This window comes from Pandoraea anapnoica, assembly GCF_902459765.1.
In the GTDB taxonomy this organism is placed as follows: domain Bacteria; phylum Pseudomonadota; class Gammaproteobacteria; order Burkholderiales; family Burkholderiaceae; genus Pandoraea; species Pandoraea anapnoica.
Genome location: NZ_CABPSP010000014.1, coordinates 36926 through 55512, shown reverse-complemented (window position 1 = coordinate 55512; position 18587 = coordinate 36926). Strand labels below are relative to the sequence as shown.

The following is an 18587-nucleotide window of genomic DNA, read 5'->3' as shown; positions in this document are numbered from 1 at the left end:
AGGTTCAGGGATTCGTTATTTCTGTTGGGCGAACAGGGCGTCGAGCTTCTGTTCGTATGCGTGGTAGCCGATGCTCTCGTAGAGCTCGGCGCGCGTTTGCATCGTGTCGAGCACGGCCTTTTGCGTGCCGTCGCGACGAATCGTGTGATAGACGTTTTCCGCTGCCTTGTTCATTGCACGGAACGCCGAGAGCGGATACAGCACCAGACCAACCTGCGCGCTCTTGAGTTCTTCCACGGTGAACAGCGGCGTCGAGCCGAACTCGGTGATGTTCGCGAGCACGGGCACCTTCACGGCGTCGGAGAACTGGCGGTACATCGGCAATTCCGTCATGGCTTCCGGGAAGATCATGTCGGCACCCGCTTCGACGCACGCGCACGCGCGGTCGATGGCCGCCTGAAGGCCTTCGACGGCCAGCGCATCGGTGCGCGCCATGATGACGAAGTTCTCATCCGTGCGCGCGTCGACAGCCGCCTTGATACGGTCGACCATCTCCTGCTGCGTCACGATGGCCTTGCCGGGACGATGGCCGCAGCGCTTCGCGCCCACCTGATCTTCGATATGCATCGCACCCGCGCCGAATTTGATCAGCGATTGCACCGTGCGCGCAATGTTGAAGGCCGACGGACCGAAGCCCGTGTCGACGTCCACCAGCAGCGGCAGGTCGCACACGTCGGTGATGCGGCGCACGTCGGTGAGCACGTCGTCGAGCGTCGAGATGCCCAGATCGGGTAGACCGAGCGAACCGGCAGCAACACCGCCACCCGACAGATAGATCGCCTTGAAACCCGCCGCCTTGGCGAGCAGAGCGTGATTAGCGTTGATGGCACCGACAACCTGCAACGGTTGCTCAGTCTTGACGGCCTCGCGGAAGGCGGCGCCGGCCGAACGAATGGTTTGCGTCACTTGAATCCCTCGGTCGTGTCTTGCGCGTCGGATGAACGGAATGCCATCGGATCGCACGTGGGTTGAGTAGCCGACTTTGAATAGCAATGGCCGTGCCAGCAGGTCGTGTGCACGCGCATCGCCAATCCCTTCGCCGCGCTAACGCATTCATTTATCGACGGAAATTCTTCGCTCGCGTGACGTTTACGTCAAGGTAAATGTCACTTGAGGGCGGATGTGGCGGTCGCATCACGTTTCAATTTGAAACACAAAATGAAACAAATCGTCGCAACATGCTACGATTCGGCTCATACCCTCTGCCGCCAACCGTCATGCCGAATTCGATACCCACCGAGATGCCGTCCCGCCTGCCAGCGACCGCCGCAGGCGCATCGCGAGCGCCGACGGTCCTCGCGATGCGAAAGCCGGTGATCTGGGCCGTCGGCATCAGCAAACTCGGCGAGCTGTATCGCGATATCGTGCCGGATTACGCCGCGCAGGCCGACGTCCACATCATCGACAAGGGATACGAAGCCGTGATCGAAGCGCTGGAGCGCTTGCCCGCCGGAAGCGTCGACGGCATCGTCGCGGCCGGATCGAACGGCGACTTTCTGCGCGAACGGCTTGCGTTGCCTGTGGTGCTGGTCAAAGTCACCGGATCCGATGTGATGCACGCACTGGCACGTGCACGACGCGCCCTGCCCGCGTCGTCTCCGGACTCCCGCATCGCGCTCGTGTCCTACGCTCGCCCCGCAGCCGAGTTCGAGCGCTTCAAGAGCGCCTTTCATCTCGACATCTCCCAGCATACGTATGTCGATGCACAAAACGCCGAGGACCTTGTGCACCGGTTGCGCGACGACGGCATGGCGGTCATCGTCGGGCCGGGTCTCGTCACGCAACTGACCGAGCGCGCCGGCCTCACGGGCATCTTTCTCTACTCGCAGGATTCGGTGCGCGCAGCGTTCGACACGGCACTGGAAGTCGCGCGTCTCGGACGCATCGAAGCGCAACGGCGCGAGCGTCTCGATACGGTGTTGCGGCATCTGCACGAAGGCGTGGCCGCCGTCGATCTGAACGGACGCATTGAGGCGATCAACGCATCGATGGCCGGGATTCTCGGTGTCACGGCAGTGGACGCCGTTGGCCGAACGCTCGATACCATCGCGCCCGCACTCGACATCGCCCGCACGCTGGAGAGCGCGAGCGCCGAGCTGGAAGCGATCGTCTCGATGGCAGGCAAAACGTGGGTCATCAACCGCATTCCCCTGCTGGATCAGGGCACGCTCACGGGCGCGCTCGTGACGTGTCAGGACTCGCAGTCGTTCGCCCGTGTGGATCGGTCGCTGCGCTCACGGCATCGTCCGCGGCATCTCGTTGCGCGCTACCGGCTCGACGATCTGATAGGCGACTCCGCAGCGATGACGCAAGTCCGTGCACTCGCGCGCCGCTATGCGCAGACCGATTCGACGGTGCTCGTGCATGGCGAGAGCGGCACGGGCAAGGAATTGCTCGCACAGGGGATTCACAACGCGAGCCGCCGCCGCGACTATCCGTTCGTCGCCATCAACTGCGCCGCGTTTCCGGAGACGCTGCTTGAGAGCGAGTTGTTCGGGTATGAAGATGGCGCGTTCTCAGGCGCGCGACGCGGCGGTAAGGCTGGCCTGTTCGAGACGGCGCACAACGGCACGATCTTTCTCGATGAAATCGGCGAGATGCCGATGCCACTGCAAACTCGGCTACTGCGTGTATTGCAGGAGCGCGAAGTCCTCCGTCTTGGCGCGAACGAACCGGTACCGTGCGACGTGCGCGTGGTCGCCGCCACGCACCGCGACCTGCGTCAACAAGTCGCGGCCGGACTGTTTCGCGAAGATCTTTACTACCGTCTGAACATCCTGCGCATGGTGCTGCCTGCGCTGCGCGAACGCATGGACGACCTGCCGCGCCTCACGCCGTTGTTTCTGGAGCGCGCACTGGCCCGAGCGGGCGCACGTATGAGCGTCGATGCCTTGCAGGCGTCGCTATTGCCGCTGCTTGCGAGCTATCGCTGGCCGGGGAACGTTCGGGAGCTGGAGAATTTGCTGGAGCGCATCGCGGTCGTCTGCGCCGATGTGGTCGATGCTCGCGAGATCAGCCGTGCGCGATTGATCGAGATTGCCCCGGAGCTTGGCGCGACGCCACAACCGCCCGCGTTCGACGTTTCAAAAACGAACGGTGGCCGGATTAAAAGTACGACGGGCACGACGGGTACGACGAGCGTTGCAACCGTCGAAGCGCCCGACGCCCCAATGACCGGACGCGCGCGCCGTGCCGCCGAGGAGATGGCACGCATTCACTCGACGCTGGCCGCCTGCGGCGGCGACCGCAATGCCGCGTGCGAAGCACTCGGCATCAGCCGCTCGACGCTCTGGCGCAAACTTCGCGCCGGGTAATGTGCATCACCGATGCACCCGGCGCAAATACTTCAGTGCTGAGCTCAGTGCTGATGACGAATACGGTCCCACATCTCGTGCCAGTCCAGACGCTTGTGCGCGGCGGGCTCATCGTGATGCGTGACCCAGAAGTGGTCGACAAGCATGCCGATGGCGAAGCCGACGAGCAGCGCTACCAGCATCATGGAGACATTGATCATGGACATGGCGGCCTCCCGTCGCAAGGAATCACGTTTCCATTCTAGTCAAACGCCGCCATGCCAGCGATGCAAAATGTCAGGCTTGAGGACGTAAAAAAACCGGGGTCGAAACCCCGGCTTTTCATTTGAAGCGGGCCGTAACCAAGCTATGCGCGAGATGCGCATCCCACGGCGTTTCAATGCTTACCACGTGGCAATCAGCGCACCCTTGAATTGCGTGTCGATGAATTGCTTCACTTCATCCGAATGGTAGGCGTCAACCAGTTGCTTGACCCACGGCTTGTTCAGGTCTTGCGTACGCACGGCGATCAGGTTGGCGTACGGGCCCTTCAGGTCTTCGATAGCGATGGCATCACGCTTGGGCACCAGACCGGCCTGTGCAGCGAAGTTCGTGTTGATCGACGCGGCGTCCAGATCCGGCAATGCGCGCGGCAATTGTGCGGCTTCCAGTTCGCGAATCTTGAACTTCTTCGGGTTCTCGATATCTAGCGGCGTGATGTTCTTGCCATCCAGACCCGGCTTTACCTTGATCAGACCTTCCTTTGCCAGCAGACGCAGCGCGCGGCTGCCGTTCGACGGGTCGTTCTGGATACCGATTTGCGCGCCGTTCGGCAGATCCTTGAGCGACTTGTACTTCTTCGAATAGAAACCCAGCGGCGAAACGTAGGTGAGGCCGGCCGTCGTGATCTTGTAGCCACGGTCCTTGACCTGACTATCGAGGAACGGCTTGTGCTGGAAGCCGTTGGCGTCCAGATCGCCGGCGTCCAGCGCGGCGTTCGGCTGTGCGTAGTCACTGAATTCGACGATCTTGATGAACAGGCCACGCTTTTCGGCCACCTTTTTCACCACTTCGAAGATCTGCGCGTCCGAGCCGGCCATCGTGCCGACCTTGAGGGGCTTGTCGGCCGTCTGGGCCGAGGCGCCGAGAGAGGCCAGCGCAAACGTTGCGCCGAGGAACGCGTTGATCAGTTGACGGGACAGCATGTGCGAATTCTCCTTGTGCTTATGTGGTCCGACGCCTGTTGGGCGTCTGTGCGAGGGGGAGCGGGCCTGTTGAGCCCGCAACGGTCACGCGCGACGTAGGCATACCAGACGGCCATGTCGGGCAACCCAGACCCCGGATGCTGCCACAACTGCGGGTTTACACGAAATACATAATCGGCATTTCGATATCCCCCGAGCGCATCGATAGACGGCGTCCATCAAAAAAAACGCCCCCTCGGATCACCGAGGGGGCGCTTCGCCGGGAGAACAGCCTGATCACGGGCCGGGGGGGTGGCACGGCTGGCGGCAATGCCGTCAGCCGGTCGCGTCAGGAACCGACGAACAACCTGCGAGACTCGCTACACCATCAAGACCAACCGATGCGAGGGCCAGTGCCTGCACGCGCTGTGCCGAACGCATGCAGGCCCCATACCCACCACTAGCTCAGGGACATGGCTCCTCGCCAGCCTGGCCGTTCATCGCGCATCCGCCACCACCACCGAAACCGCTGGGGCCACCGAATGCTGCCAATCCACCGCCGCCAGCAGCGCCGCCGATGCCAAGGCCGCCTGGACCACTGGCGCCACCGCCGCCGCCGCTGCTTGCGCCAACACCACCACCGGTGCCGCCGCCACCGCCTGTGCCACCACCACCACCACCACCACCACCACCACCACCACCGCCACCACCACCACCACCACCACCACCACCACCGCCGCCGCCGCCACCACCGCCACCACCGCCGCCACCACCGCCACCACCGCCACCACCGCCGCCGCCACCGCCACCGCCGCCACCGCCGCCACCACTGTGGCCACCGCAGCCGCAACCGCCCGCGCCGCCGATACCAACGCCTACGCCGATGCCGACGCCGGTCCCTGTACCACCGGGGCCGCCAAATGCGCCCAACCCACCGAGGCCGCCCGCACCGCCAAAACCGATGCCGCCGCCTCCGCCACGTCCACCTCCGCCACCACCAGCGGCATATGACGCGTTGATCGAAATACCGCAGAGCATCGCTGCTGCTGCCGCCCCTACCAGAGTCGCCTTGAACCTGTTCATGGTCCCCTCCCCGCGCACGCACACACACTCACTTCGGAACACGCCGGACCCCGCCAGAAGGTCCAACGTTACGACGAGAGCGCGTCAGCAGAAATCGCGGGCAATAGCGGACCCGCCCGTGCTTAACAGCACAGGAGCCCCTTGCCAACGGCCTGCGGAGAATCCGGGTTGGCGCTTCGCCATACACGATTCATATACGCGAATTCCGTGCCAGCGAACTCAACCCATTGATTTAAAAGAAATTAATAACTCAATTTACGAGACATCGATACGTTCCCTGTCGAAAACGTATCGTTCGTGAAACGCTTACAACGCAATGTGACGGCATTCGACGCTCAACCTGACGGACGATCACCTCATGAAGCCTTGCTGAAAGCCAGATGAGCGGCGCATGAGGTGCATGAAACACACGGAAGATTCATGCGCGCATGCGTTCGCGCGCCTCGCGTAACAAGGCCTGCGGCGGCTTGCCCAGCGTACGGACGAAAGCACGACGCATGCGCTCCTCGTCGCCGAAACCGGTCACGATCGCCACCCGCGCAATCGACGCCTCGCCCGCTTCGAGCAACGCCTGCGCCGCTTCGAGTCGCAATTTCTCGATGGCCTTCGCCGGTGTCAGTCCGGTCTGCAACGTGAATTCACGACTGAAATGGCGAGCACTCCAGTGCACCTGTGCCGCAAGCTGCTCGACAGATAACGGCTCTCGCAAATGCTCGCGCGCATAGGCGAGCGCCGCGCGGACCCGGTCGGAGCTGGGTTCGAGCGTGGACAACGTGGAGAACTGCGACTGACCGCCGGTGCGGCGGTAGTGCACCACCAGCAAGCGAGACGTATCGCGCGCGACATCGCTGCCGTAATCGGCTTCGACCAGCGCCAGTGCCAGATCGATACCGGCCGTCATGCCTGCCGACGTCCATATCGACCCGTCGTTGACGTAGATTCGGTCGTCTTCGACGATCACGTCCGGGTGCTGCTGCTGTAACGCCGTCGCCTGCCCCCAATGCGTCGTGGCACGCCGTCCGCTCAGCAACCCGGCGTCAGCCAGCACGAACGCCCCCGAGCAGATGCTTCCGATGCGTCGCACCTTTGGCGCGAGCCGCCGCAAAGCCTCGACGAGATCCGGCTCTGTTGGCACCACGTACGTCGCGCCCGCTACCAGCACCGTGTCGTAACGATGCCTGTCCATAGGCTCCGTTGCCACCGCAATCCCGGCAGAGTCTCGCACCAGTCCGCCTTCGACCGAGAGGGTCTGCACTTCGTACAACGGCTCGTCGCGCCCGAAGTTCGCGATCTCGAACACCGACATCGAGGCCAGCGAAATCATCTGAAAGCCGGGGTAGACCACCAACGCAATTCGTTTCGTCATGACGCAAAGGGCCGCCAGGGCCACGGACGGAGGGTTCCAGAACGACGGAATGGGAAGACAAACGGCGACATCGACAGCCACCGCATGACCGATGCGTCGATTGTAGTTGCCGCGACGAACGGGTGTCGGACACGCTTGTCCTAAAAAGTGGCTTTCCTGTCATTTGAGACTTTTCGATGACCGACCACACTGGACGTCATGGACCCAACAACCGAAACCGTAACGACTATGACGACCATGAACGCATCCACTCAAACCCAGCCGGGCACCGCACTGATTACCGGTGCCTCCTCGGGCATCGGCGCAATTTACGCCGACCGCTTCGCCCGTCGCGGCCACGACCTCATTCTGGTCGCCCGGAACACGGCGCGTCTGCTCGAAGCAGCCCAGCGCCTTCACGTCGAGACCGGCCGTCGGGTCGATATCCTGAGCGCGGATCTTTCCACGCGTGAAGGTCAGGCGCTCGTCGAAGCGCGTCTGCGCGAAGACACGCGCATCGACACGCTCGTGAACAACGCAGGCTTCGGTGCGGTCGCACCGCTGCTGCAAGCGGACGTCGATCACCTGACCGACATGATCGAAGTCAACGTGACCGCGCTCACGCGCCTGACTTACGCGGCCGTGCCGGGCTTCGTCGCACGCGGACGCGGCACGGTCATCAACATTGCGTCGATCGTCGCCATCGCACCGGAACTGCTTAACGACGTGTACGGCGGCTCGAAGGCGTTCGTGCTCGCGTTCTCGCAATCGCTGCAACATCAACTCGCCGATACGGGCGTACGTGTGCAAGCCGTGTTGCCGGGTGCCACGATCACGGAGTTCTGGGATGTCGCGGGCAAGTCGCATCAGGAATTGCCGCAGGAATGGCTGATGACGTCCGACGATCTCGTGGACGCCGCGCTAGCCGGACTCGATCAGGGCGAAACCGTCACCATTCCGCCGTTGCAGGATGGCGACGAATGGACCGCATATGACGCGCTGCGTCGCAAGATGTCGCAAGGGCTGAGCAACACCTCGCCGGGCAAGCGTTATGGTTTGAAAGCTGTCGCCGATGCGGCCTGACGCGGACTGGTGTTGAAGCCGTGCATGCGTACCCTGAGCATCAAGGAACACATGCACCGGCGATCAATAGCGGTAATCGAGTTCGCGCGCCAGCGTGGCGCACCGCTGTTCGCGGGGCAAAGCACTTGTCGACGGCAGGTTGCGACGGCGCTCGAATGCGTCGAGCCACTCGTCGCTGCCCAGATCGGGGCCATGCCCCTGCCCGTCGCCGACAGCGGTGTAGTGCTTTTCAAGATACGCAAACCACTCGGGCGTGCAAGGCCGTCGAGATGGATTATTCAGTGCGGACGGCAGCGGGTCACGTGCGATGGGGCCCGGCGCGGCCACGGGCAACGTTGCAGGTGAGTTCGCAGGCAAGGTGACCGGCTTCGGTGAACTTGCCGGAACGGTGCATCCGCTCAGAGTGACGAACGTCGCCGCGAGCGCGAGACAAGAGAAGGGGCGAGACAGCAAGTTCATGAGCGACCTCCGAAGCAGTTCAGTGCGATGGCGCGTCAGTCTACGCATTGGTCGCCACGCGGCGCTGCCGTGTCCCAAAGCATTCCGTCAGTTCGCGTCGATCAACTCCGCCGACGATTCGCGCAGGCACGCCGCGAACAGTTGCGACGCGGGCGTAGTTGTGTCTTCGCGCCAATACAGAATCGCATCGCCCAGCGGCCCCAACGGCGGCAGCGGCAGCACGCGCATGGTCCCCCGCTGGGCATAGCGTCGTGCGAGCGAGAGCGGCAGGATCGAGACGAATCCGCCGCCGCGCAGCAGCGACAGATTGAGCGCAAGCGAACTCGACTCGATGGCCGGACGCTGCAACGTCACCCCATGCTCGGCCAGAATCTCGGCCATCGTGGTGAAGGCGGGCGAGCCGCGCATCGGCGTAATCCACCGCACGTCCTGTAAGTCTCGCCATGAGACGGCCGCCTCTGCCGCACCCAGCGGGTGCTGGGTGCCGACGACGAACACGAACGGCTCATGGTGCAGCGACTCGTTGCGCATCACCGCCAGATGGCCCGTCACGCGATTGCGCCCGAGCGCGAGATCGAGATTGCCTTCGTCCATCATCTTGAGCAGACGGTCCAGCGTGGCCTCCACAAACGAGAACGACGCATTCGGCGCACGTCGCGTGAACAACTCGACTGCATGCGCGATCAAGGGCTGGGGAATCGTCACCACCGCACCGAAGCGAACGTGCCCGGCCGTCCCCGTGGTCAACGCGCTCACGTCGCGGCGCGCCAGTTCGATCTGCCGCAGGATTTCGCGTCCACGCTCCACGAGCACGCGTCCGATGCCGGTCAGTTCCACCGCATTGCCCACCCGCTGCACCACCGGCGCACCGAGCGCCTCCTCGATCTCCCCGATCTGCTTGGAGATGGCGGGCTGCGTGACGTGAAACGCCGCCGCCACACGTGTCACCTGACGCAGTTCACCCAGCGTCACCAGCATCCGCAGATGGCCGAGCTTCAGGCCACTGCGGAAAAAGCGCTCAATCGAGTTGTCGGTCGTTGTCATGACGGATGCGGAAAGCTTCTGTGGGAACACGCCAAGCCGAGATCATAACCAAATGGTAATGCCGTGTGCGCAAAGTGTGATTTGCCGTCACGGCGGCCCACCCCTTACCCTTCGTACGAGCAGCATGGCCGCACAGGGTTATTCGATGCGCCGGAGCGACGGTCCACCGCACATCGTCGAACCTCCTTCGCATAACCGAATGTTCCCCGAATGCGCGTCGGGCTGCCCAATAACTCGACGTGCCACACGGCACGCACCACGGAGACAACACCCATGAGCTCGTCCCCCTCGTCCTACCCGGGCGGTGCACAGCCGCATGCCAGCAATGGCGCTGCCCCTGCGGCGGCCAATCCCGCGCAGCGCGACGCGCTGTACCGTAAGCTGACCTGGCACATCATCCCGTTCCTCTTTCTCGCGTTCATCGTCGCTTACATCGACCGCGTGAACGTGAGTTTCGCCAAGCTGGAGATGTTGTCCGACCTGTCGCTGTCCGAGACGGTGTACGGTGCGGGCGCAGGCGTGTTCTTCCTCGGCTATTTCCTCTTCGAGGTGCCGAGCAACCTGATCCTGCACCGCGTGGGCGCACGTATGTGGATCGCGCGCATCATGGTGACGTGGTCGATTATTTCCTGCCTGACGATGTTCACGCAGGGACCGATGTCCTTCTACGCGCTGCGCTTTCTGCTCGGCGTGGCCGAAGCGGGCTTCTTCCCCGGCATCGTGCTCTACCTGGCCACGTGGTTCCCGTCGAACAAGCGCTCGCAGATCATTGCGCTGTTCATGGTCGCCATTCCTGTTTCGGGTGCCATCGGCGGTCCGCTCTCAGGCTGGATCATGCAGCACTTCGGCGGCATGCACGGTTACGCAGGCTGGCAGTGGCTGTTTCTGATCGAAGGCATTGCGTCGCTGCTCGTCGGCATCGCGGCGTTCTTCGTGCTTCAGGACCGTATCGAAACGGTGAAGTGGCTGAACGCGGACGAAAAGCGTCTGCTGGCACAAGACCTCGCCGCCGACGACAGCACCCGCGCGCATCACAGTGTGCGTCAGGTGTTCGGTAGCGGCCGCGTGTGGCTGCTCGGACTGCTGTACTTCTGCATCGCCATGGGCAACTACGGCCTCGTGTTCTGGCTGCCGACGATGATTCGCGCTGCGGGTGTCGCCAACCTCGGCAACATCGGTCTGCTCTCGGCCGTGCCGTCGCTGGTGAGTGCCGTCGCGATGATTCTCGTTGCGCGTCATGCCGACCGGCACAACGAACGTCGCATGCATGTGGCCGTGTGCTGCCTGCTCGGCGCGGCCGGTATGGTCGCGTCGGTGCTGCTTGCGCAACATCTCTGGTGGTCGATGGCGGCACTGATCATCGCGGCGATCGGCATCAACTCGATTGCGCCGGTCTTCTGGGGCATTCCCACCGCGATGATGGGCGGTGCGGGCGCGGCCGCCGCCATCGCGCTGATCAATTCGACCGGCAACCTCGCGGGCTTCGTCAGCCCGTACGTCATCGGCTTTCTCAAAGACAGCACCGGGCAATTGCTGCCGGGCATGATCGTGCTGGCGTGTGCGCTGGTCGGCGGGGCATGCATCGTGATGTCGCTCAAGCCCCAACGGAGTCGTGCATGAGTTTCCCCGTCTGTCTCGTCACCGGTGCCGCCACGGGCATCGGTGCGGCCACCGCTCTGCGCTTCGCGCAGGACGGCTGGGCCGTGGCCATCAACAATTTCGACGACAGCACGCGTGCGGCCGCCGAAACGGTCGCGGCGCAATGCCGCGACGCCGGTGCGCAAACGCTCGTCGTCGATGCCGACGTGGGTGACGACGCCGCCTGCCGCCGTATGGCGGACGCCGTCGGCGCGAAATGGGGTCGGCTCGACGCCCTCGTCAACAGCGCCGGGACCACGCGCGTGATCCCGCATGGCGATCTCGAAGCGATCGACGCCGTCGAGTTCGAGCGCATCTATCGCGTGAACCTCATCGGCATGTTCCAGATGACGCGCGCCGCTGCGCCGTTACTGCGCAAGTGTCCTGCATCTGAGACATCTGCCATGTGGGCCTCGGTCGTCAACATCTCGTCGCTGGCGTCGCTCAACGGCACGGGGTCGTCGATTGCTTACGCGGCATCGAAGGGCGCGGTCAACGCGCTTACGCTCTCGCTCGCCCGCAACCTCGCGCCGCACGTGCGTGTGAACGCCATCGCGCCAGGCATGGTCGACGACGGCCTGCTGCGCCGCGTGCTCGGCGACGAGGCGTACGGTCGCGTGGTTAAAGGCATGCGCGAGAACTCGCCGCTGAAGCGTGTCTCGCAACCGGCGGAAATTGCCGAACTTGCGTGGTTCCTCGCTGCCCGCGCACCGGCGATGACCGGTCAGGTGCTCGCCATCGAAAACGGGCTGCTGCTCAATACGTAATCGACCTCGGGTCGATGCATGCGCAGCCGCCACAAAAGCATAAGGAAGTCCCCATGACAGATCTGCACAAACACCGCTCCCGCACGGTTACCGAAGGCGTCACGCGCACCCCGCATCGCGCCTTCCTGCGCGCGACCGGCCTCGACGACGCCGCTATCGACAAACCCTTCGTCGCCATCGTCGACACGTTCGGCGAAAACACGCCCTGCTCCATGTCGCTGAATCAGATTTCGGACAACGTGCGTCTGGGCGTGGCCGCCGGTGGCGGTGTGCCGATTCGCGGCTCGGCCATCTCGGTATCCGACGGCACGTCGATGAACCACTCGGGCATGCGCTTCTCGCTGGTCTCGCGCGAGACGATTGCCGACAGCGTGGAGCTGTTCGTGCGCGCGCATTGCTACGACGCGCTCGTCGGCGTGGCGGGCTGCGACAAGACGCTGCCGGGCATTCTGATGGGCATGGTGCGCGTGAACGTGCCCGGCGTGTTCCTCTTCGGCGGCGCGATGCTGCCCGGCGTCGCCCCCGACGGCACGCAGGCCACCATTCTCACCGCCATCGAAGCGGTCGGCACGGCCCAACGCGGCGATATGTCCGCCGAGACGCTGCGCGGCATCGAAAAGCGTTGCACGCCCACAGCAGGCTCGTGCCCCGGTCAGTTCACGGCCAACACGATGGCGATGGTCGCGGAAGTGCTCGGCCTCGCGCCGCTCGGCTCCGCGATGGTGCCCGCCGTCTACAGCGAACGGATCGCGATTGCGCGTCGCGCTGGCGAGAACGTGATGCGTGCGCTGCGCAACGGCGGACCGCTGCCGCGCGACCTCGTCACGCGCAAGAGTCTGGAGAACGCCTGCGCCGCCGTGGCGGCCACCGGTGGCTCGACCAACGCCATGCTGCACATTCCCGCCATTGCCCACGAGGCAGGCATCGAGTTCACGCTCGACGACGTCTCCGAAGTCCTCGCCCGCACGCCGCTCATCGGCGACATGCAGCCGGGCGGACGCTATCTTGCCGTCGATCTGCATCATGTCGGCGGCGTGCCTGCAGTGCTCAACGCGCTGCTCGCAGGCGGACACATCCACGACGACACGCTCACGCAGACGGGCGAGACGCTCGCCGACGCGTTGCGCGCCTTCCCCGGCCCCGATGGACGTGTGGTCAAGCCGCACACCGAACCGCTCTCGCCAAACGCGGGGCTGGTCGTGCTGCGCGGCAACCTCGCGCCCGACGGCGCGGCGCTCAAGACAGCAGGCCTCAAGCACCTCACGTTCACCGGCACCGCACGCGTGTTCGAGACGGAAGAGGACTGCATGGCTGTGGTGTCCGCGCAGACGTATCGCGAGGGCGACGTGCTCGTGATTCGCAACGAAGGCCCCAAGGGTGGACCGGGCATGCGCGAGATGCTGAGCGTGACGGCAGCGATCTACGGGCAAGGGATGGGCGAGAAGGTCGCGCTGCTCACCGATGGCCGCTTCTCGGGCGCGACGCGCGGCATGTGCATCGGTTACGTCGGCCCAGAGGCGGCGGCGGGCGGACCGATTCGCCTGCTTCGGGACGGCGATACCATCCACATCGACGCAATCAAGGGTAAGCTCGACGTCGAACTCTCCGACGAAGCATTCGCCGCGCGGGCCGCCGAGGCCAAACCGTTCGTGCGCGGCCGTCTGGGCGGCGTACTGGAAAAGTACGAAGCGCTCGTGCGGCCGGCCAAGCTGGGCGCGGTGACCCATTCGGGGGCTGTGGAATGGCCCTACGAAGCGTCTATCGGGGAGACGCCAACCCACGAGGACCCGAATTGATGACTACCCCACGCGTAGGCTTTTGCGGCATCGGCCGCATGGGCGAACCCATGACGCAGCGGCTGCTCGCTGCTGGCCACGACGTCGCCGTCTGGAACCGTTCTGCCGCCAAGCTCGGCGCACTGACCGATGCCGGTGCGATGGCCTGTGTGACGCCGCAGGCGCTCGGCGAATGCGTCGACATCGCCCTGCTCTGTCTGGGTGATGGAAAGGCTGTAGAGGAGGTGGTATTCGGTGAGCACGGGCTCGTGCACGCCGCAACGCCCCCGCGCTATCTCGTCGATCACTCGACGCTCTCGCCCGCGCTCACCCGCAATCTCGCGAAGCGCTGGGCTGAAACCACCGGCAGCGTCTGGATCGACGCCCCGGTCTCCGGTGGCACGGGCGGCGCGCAGGCAGGCACACTGGCTATCATGGCGGGCGGTCCGGCCGAAGCCATCGAAGCCGTGACGCCGGTGCTGCGCGCGTTCTCGTCGCGCGTCACCCGCATGGGCGACATCGGCGCGGGCCAGACGACCAAGCTCGCTAATCAGGCCATCGTCGCCACGACCCTCGCAGGTCTGGCCGAAGCCTTCGTGCTGGCCAAGCGCAGCGGCATCGACACGGCGGCGGTACCGTCGGCGTTGCAAGGCGGCTGGGCCGATTCCGTGCTCATGCAGACGCTCTGGCCGCGTATGGTGACGCCGCCCGATTTCGCCACCGGCACGGTGCGCGTGATTCTGAAGGACCTCGATGCGATTGCCGAACTGGCACACGCGAGCGCGACGGTGCAGCGGGTGCTGCCGGAAGTGCGTCGTTTGCTGAAAGACGCCGCAGAGCGCGGCATGGCGGACTGGGACCTGTCGCAGGTGTTCCGCATCGGCGAAGCAGAGAGCGCGCCCGACGCCTGACGTCCGTCTCGCCGCTCCATGAAAAAAGCCATGCCCGTCGATGGGCATGGCTTTTTTGTCTTTCGGGGACTTCTACGACGAGTGATCGGCTTACTTGACCTTCACCGCCGAGAAGTCCTGACGGCCGAACGGGCTGACCTGATAGCCCGACACGTCGGTGCGCGTGATCACCGCCGCGATCGGATGCGCCAGCGGAATCCATAGCGCATCGTCCTTGATCGTTTTCTGCGCCGCCTGATACTTGGCGGTGCGCGCCGCGATGTCGTGCGTGCGCTTGCCGTCGCTGATCAGCTTGTCGAGATTGGCGTCGCAAAAGCGGGCGAAGTTCGTGCCCGAGGTCACGGCCGCACAACTGAACTGCGGCGTGAGGAAGTTGTCCGGATCGCCGTTATCACCCGACCAGCCCATGAACAGCAGGTCATGCTCGCCCGCCTTCCCGCGACGAATCAACTCGCCCCACTCCACCGTCTTGATCTGCGCCTTCACGCCGATCTTCGCCAGGTCGCTTTGCAGCATCTCGGCGCCCACGCGCGGGTTCGGATTGAGCAGGCTGCCTGCCGGACGCGTCCAGATCGTCGTCTCGAAACCTTGCGGGAAACCGGCGTCCGCCAGCAGCTTCTTCGCACGATCGATGTTGTGCGGATAGTCCGCCACGTTCTTCGCATAGCTCCACGTGTTCGGCGGATACACGTTCACCGCCGGCGTGGCCGTGCCTTCGAACACTTGCTTCACGTAGCTCGGCTTGTCGAACGCGAGGTTCAGTGCCTGACGCACGCGCACGTCGTTCAACGGCTTGTGCTGCGTGTTGATCGCGACGAAGGCCGTCATGAAGGCGGGCGTCTCGACCACCTTGAGCGCCTTGTCGCCACGCGCGGCCTGCACGTCGAGCGGCTTGGGCGACAACGCGATCTGGCACTCGCCGACCTTGACCTTCTGCGCGCGCACAGCAGGGTCCGGCACGATCGTGTAGATCAGACGCTCGGACGCCGGTGCACCGCCAAAGTACGACTTGTTGGCGTCGTACCGCACCACGCTGTCCTTCTGATAGCTACGGAAAACGAACGGGCCGGTGCCGATCGGACGCGCGTTGAGTTCATCCGTCTTGTTCGCCGCGACGAGCTTGTCGGCGTACTCGGCCGAATAGATCGACGCGAAGCCCATCGACAGCATTGAAAGGAACACGGCGTCCGGCTCGGCGAGCGTGAAGCGCACCGTGTTGTCGTCGACCTTCTGCACCGACTTGATCAGCTTGCCCAGCGACAACGACTGCGCATGGGGGAAGCCCGACGGCGTGAGCTTGTGCCACGGCGCGTTGTCGTTGAGCATGCGATCGAACGTGAAGACGACGTCGTCTGCGTTGAACGCGCGCGTCGGCTTGAAGAGATCGTTGCTGTGAAAGCTGACATTCGGGCGCAGCGTGAACGTGTACGTGAGGCCGTCCGGCGTCACTTCCCACTTCGTCGCCAGACTCGGCACGACCTTGGCTTGCGCGGCATCGAACTCGACCAGACGGTTGAACACCGGATCGGCCGACGCGTTGGTCGTGGTGAGCGAGTTGTAGCGCACGACGTCGAACCCTTCCGGGCTGGCTTCGGTGCAGACGGTGAGCGGTTTGGCGTTCGCAGCCAGCGGAACCAGCGGCAAAGCGAGCGCGGTGAGTACAGCGGCGAGGGTGTAACGGGAAGGGTGGGTAGAGCGGGATGCAAGCGAGCGACGACGCATGAGCTTCTTCTCCAGGAAGTCGATGACGGGCAGGACGGATGACAAAACAACGGGCCAGAATAGCGCAAATTCAGGACCCCTGCCTTTGCGTCGCAGCATATGCATAGATGTGCGCGTGCAAATACCAAAAGGTAACGCAAAAAGTGAAAGTCAGTTCTGCCAACCGAAAGCGCGCATCCGATGGACGATGCTGTCGCGTGCAGCCACCACCGTCAGTCGCGAACTGACGGACATGTCGTAGAGATAGCGTGTTTGCCCGGCGTATGGGACGCTGACATAAGGGTGCGCAAGCAACGGCACATCGGCCCCGGACGTCAACGACTCTCCCTCGCCCGCCAACCTTGCCAGACACAAGCGATGTGCGGTATCGCGCGCCACAGCGAACGGATCAAGCGCGCTCGGCGACGCATTGTCGTCGGTGCCGACCGGCGTCGGCGCATGAGCGGCGAGCGCGACCGGGCCCTGCCCCATCGCGACGAAGAGCCACAGCCCCGCGTGCGCCATATCGATCCACACCTTGCCGTGCGGACCGTCGCACTCCAGCGACGAGACGCCCGGCGTTGCCGTCGGCACGGGTGCCTGCGCAGGCGTGCATCGGAACCAGCGCCCAAAAATCCAGCGCAACGCGATGCGCTCCGACAGGAACCGATGACGCATTTGCGTGCGCGGCAACCGGCGCGCGAGCGAATGCTCGGCGGCCGAAAGCCAGGTTGCACCATCGTCCGGGCCACCGGCTGCCGCCCCCGTCGCCCCGAACGGACGACCCGCGAGCAGAAAACGCCATAGCCAAAGTTCGTCGCTGCTGCATTGGGGAGAAGGGGAAACGGCGGTACGTTGCCAGGCGTCGCCCTGCTTTACCGCTTCGATGTCGCTACTCGCCAGCGCGCGATTCTGCGCGCCCCCCGTGAGCTTGCGGTCGCCCTGTCCGAACTGCCCGAGCGGAACGTAAGTCATGGAAGGTGTGGGAATCGATGCTACGCGCGGCGTCAGATCGACCGTTCGTTTCAACATCAACAATGACGACCTCCACAGACGTGATTGCCGACGACTTGCACCGCTTGAGGTCGCGTCATCGGCAATCGCTTATTTGTTAATGAGAATCATTATCAAATAGTAACACAAAGGACCACACGAAAGGAGTGACAAGCTCATGGGAATTCGCTCGTTTAAACGGGAGAACACCCAGACGCGGCCAGCCGCGAAGGTGGCGGCCGGATGCGCGAATCGGATTGGGAAATATCGGAGGCTGACCGGGGCACCCCGGTCGCTTCAGGCTCCGGCGGGCAGCGGCGGTCGGTAGCCCAGCGCGTGGCTCGCCGCCAGCGCCTCACGACGGACCGCTGCACCGATGGGGCTGTCCATGCGGGCGTCGAACCCGCCCGTCGCCCCGAGCGCGGTGATGACGCCGACGAGGCGGCCGTCGTAATTGAAGACGGGCGCGGCGATCGCGCTGATGCCCGTCAGGTTCGTGTCGCGCACGCTGGCGCCTTGCGCAGCACGCACTGAGGCTCGTAGCGCGCCGATGGGATCCGAAGCGTCGAGTTGCGCCCTTTGTTCCGGCGTGGCGTGCGACAGTTCGCTCTCGGCCATGGCCAGCACCTGCGGGTCGTCGAGCAGGCCGAGGAAGACGCGACCGGCGGCCGACCAGAGGACCGACATCACCGAGCCGATCCGCACGTTGATCGTCACCGGCAGGCCCGGCTCCTCGAAGCGCACGATGGTTGGCCCCTTGTTGCCCATTACGGCGATGAAGCAGGTCACATCGAAGGCTTCGCGCAGACGCACCAGCGCCGGTTCAGCGGCCCGCACCGGGTCGGCCTGACGCATGGCGGCGACACCGAGCAGCATCGCTTCCAGGCCGAGGTAGTAGTGTTGCGAGTCGGCGTCCTGTGCGACGAGCCCTTCTTCCACGAGACTCATCAGATAGCGGTGAACCTTGGCGGGACTTTGCTGCACGTGCAGCGCCAGTGCCGTCAGGCTCGCCCGGCCGCCCAGACGGGCCAGCCCCTTGAGCACCACCATGCCGGTCTCGGCCGACTGCACGCGCTGGCGGCGGCCGCGTTCGCGGGGCGCATCGAGGGCGTCGCTGGTCGAGACGGCGGCGGCAGCGTCGGTGGCTGCCTCGCGGGAAAGCGTAGCCGCACTTCGCGGGCGGCCTGCTGTGGGTCGTTTGCTTGTCGTCATCGGCGAGATTTTAAGATGCAAACCAATGTTGCTCGATGTCGACAAGTCTAGAGGTTAACCCCAGTCTACTAATTTACGCTATGCGTATTATATTTACGC

General features: G+C 64.2%; 16 protein-coding genes. 6 read left to right on the top strand and 10 right to left on the bottom strand.

Going from position 1 to position 18587, the window contains the following annotated elements:
• Positions 1-15: 15 nt before the first annotated feature.
• Entirely contained in the window at positions 16-906 is an 891-nt protein-coding gene (prpB, locus tag PAN31117_RS20990) for a methylisocitrate lyase (RefSeq protein WP_039397405.1), read from the bottom strand.
• Between the two features lie 335 nt (positions 907-1241).
• On the opposite strand from prpB, the gene prpR reads away from it, so the two are divergent.
• On the top strand, positions 1242-3314 hold the full coding sequence (prpR, locus tag PAN31117_RS20985) for a propionate catabolism operon regulatory protein PrpR (RefSeq protein ID WP_306440202.1): 2073 nt from the start codon (positions 1242-1244) through the stop codon (positions 3312-3314).
• Positions 3315-3358: 44 nt separating this feature from the next.
• Here prpR and PAN31117_RS27220 read toward each other — a convergent pair whose 3' ends face one another.
• From PAN31117_RS27220 to PAN31117_RS20970, 4 genes are all read right to left on the bottom strand, one after another.
• Positions 3359-3520, bottom strand: a complete 162-nt coding sequence (locus tag PAN31117_RS27220; protein WP_174984361.1) for a hypothetical protein — start codon at positions 3518-3520, stop codon at positions 3359-3361.
• Between the two features lie 177 nt (positions 3521-3697).
• Positions 3698-4498 carry a MetQ/NlpA family ABC transporter substrate-binding protein gene (locus tag PAN31117_RS20980; protein ID WP_150739907.1) on the bottom strand — a complete coding sequence of 267 codons (801 nt, stop codon included), beginning with the start codon at positions 4496-4498 and terminating at the stop codon, positions 3698-3700.
• Between the two features lie 444 nt (positions 4499-4942).
• Positions 4943-5560, bottom strand: coding sequence for a hypothetical protein (locus tag PAN31117_RS27355; protein ID WP_217429686.1), 618 nt, complete (start codon positions 5558-5560; stop codon positions 4943-4945).
• Positions 5561-5978: 418 nt separating this feature from the next.
• Positions 5979-6926 carry a GlxA family transcriptional regulator gene (locus PAN31117_RS20970; protein WP_150739906.1) on the bottom strand — a complete coding sequence of 316 codons (948 nt, stop codon included), beginning with the start codon at positions 6924-6926 and terminating at the stop codon, positions 5979-5981.
• Positions 6927-7163: 237 nt separating this feature from the next.
• On the opposite strand from PAN31117_RS20970, the gene PAN31117_RS20965 reads away from it, so the two are divergent.
• Positions 7164-7988, top strand: coding sequence for an SDR family NAD(P)-dependent oxidoreductase (locus PAN31117_RS20965; RefSeq protein ID WP_370855781.1), 825 nt, complete (start codon positions 7164-7166; stop codon positions 7986-7988).
• A 63-nt stretch (positions 7989-8051) separates the two neighbouring features.
• Here PAN31117_RS20965 and PAN31117_RS20960 read toward each other — a convergent pair whose 3' ends face one another.
• Positions 8052-8447, bottom strand: a complete 396-nt coding sequence (locus PAN31117_RS20960; protein WP_150739904.1) for a hypothetical protein — start codon at positions 8445-8447, stop codon at positions 8052-8054.
• Positions 8448-8534: 87 nt separating this feature from the next.
• Entirely contained in the window at positions 8535-9491 is a 957-nt protein-coding gene (locus PAN31117_RS20955; RefSeq protein WP_150739903.1) for a LysR family transcriptional regulator, read from the bottom strand.
• A gap of 273 nt (positions 9492-9764) precedes the next feature.
• Here PAN31117_RS20955 and PAN31117_RS20950 point away from each other — a divergent pair, with 273 nt between their 5' ends.
• Genes PAN31117_RS20950 through PAN31117_RS20935 form a run of 4 tightly spaced genes read left to right on the top strand, consistent with a single transcriptional unit; the run spans position 9765 to position 14582 of the window.
• On the top strand, positions 9765-11111 hold the full coding sequence (locus tag PAN31117_RS20950) for an MFS transporter (protein ID WP_150739902.1): 1347 nt from the start codon (positions 9765-9767) through the stop codon (positions 11109-11111).
• Positions 11108-11896 carry an SDR family NAD(P)-dependent oxidoreductase gene (locus PAN31117_RS20945; RefSeq protein WP_150739901.1) on the top strand — a complete coding sequence of 263 codons (789 nt, stop codon included), beginning with the start codon at positions 11108-11110 and terminating at the stop codon, positions 11894-11896. The genes PAN31117_RS20950 and PAN31117_RS20945 overlap by 4 nt, the downstream gene beginning before the upstream one ends.
• A gap of 53 nt (positions 11897-11949) precedes the next feature.
• Positions 11950-13692: a dihydroxy-acid dehydratase gene (ilvD, locus tag PAN31117_RS20940; RefSeq protein WP_150739900.1), complete on the top strand. Its 1743-nt coding sequence runs from the start codon at positions 11950-11952 to the stop codon at positions 13690-13692.
• Positions 13692-14582, top strand: a complete 891-nt coding sequence (locus tag PAN31117_RS20935; RefSeq protein ID WP_150739899.1) for an NAD(P)-dependent oxidoreductase — start codon at positions 13692-13694, stop codon at positions 14580-14582. The genes ilvD and PAN31117_RS20935 overlap by 1 nt, the downstream gene beginning before the upstream one ends.
• 90 nt (positions 14583-14672) lie before the next feature.
• On the opposite strand, the gene PAN31117_RS20930 is transcribed toward PAN31117_RS20935, so the two are convergent.
• From PAN31117_RS20930 to PAN31117_RS20920, 3 genes are all read right to left on the bottom strand, one after another.
• Positions 14673-16304, bottom strand: coding sequence for an ABC transporter substrate-binding protein (locus PAN31117_RS20930; protein ID WP_150740014.1), 1632 nt, complete (start codon positions 16302-16304; stop codon positions 14673-14675).
• Positions 16305-16454: 150 nt separating this feature from the next.
• Entirely contained in the window at positions 16455-17315 is an 861-nt protein-coding gene (locus PAN31117_RS20925) for a 4'-phosphopantetheinyl transferase family protein (RefSeq protein WP_150739898.1), read from the bottom strand.
• A 258-nt stretch (positions 17316-17573) separates the two neighbouring features.
• On the bottom strand, positions 17574-18488 hold the full coding sequence (locus tag PAN31117_RS20920) for an IclR family transcriptional regulator (protein WP_246189198.1): 915 nt from the start codon (positions 18486-18488) through the stop codon (positions 17574-17576).
• Positions 18489-18587: the final 99 nt, after the last annotated feature.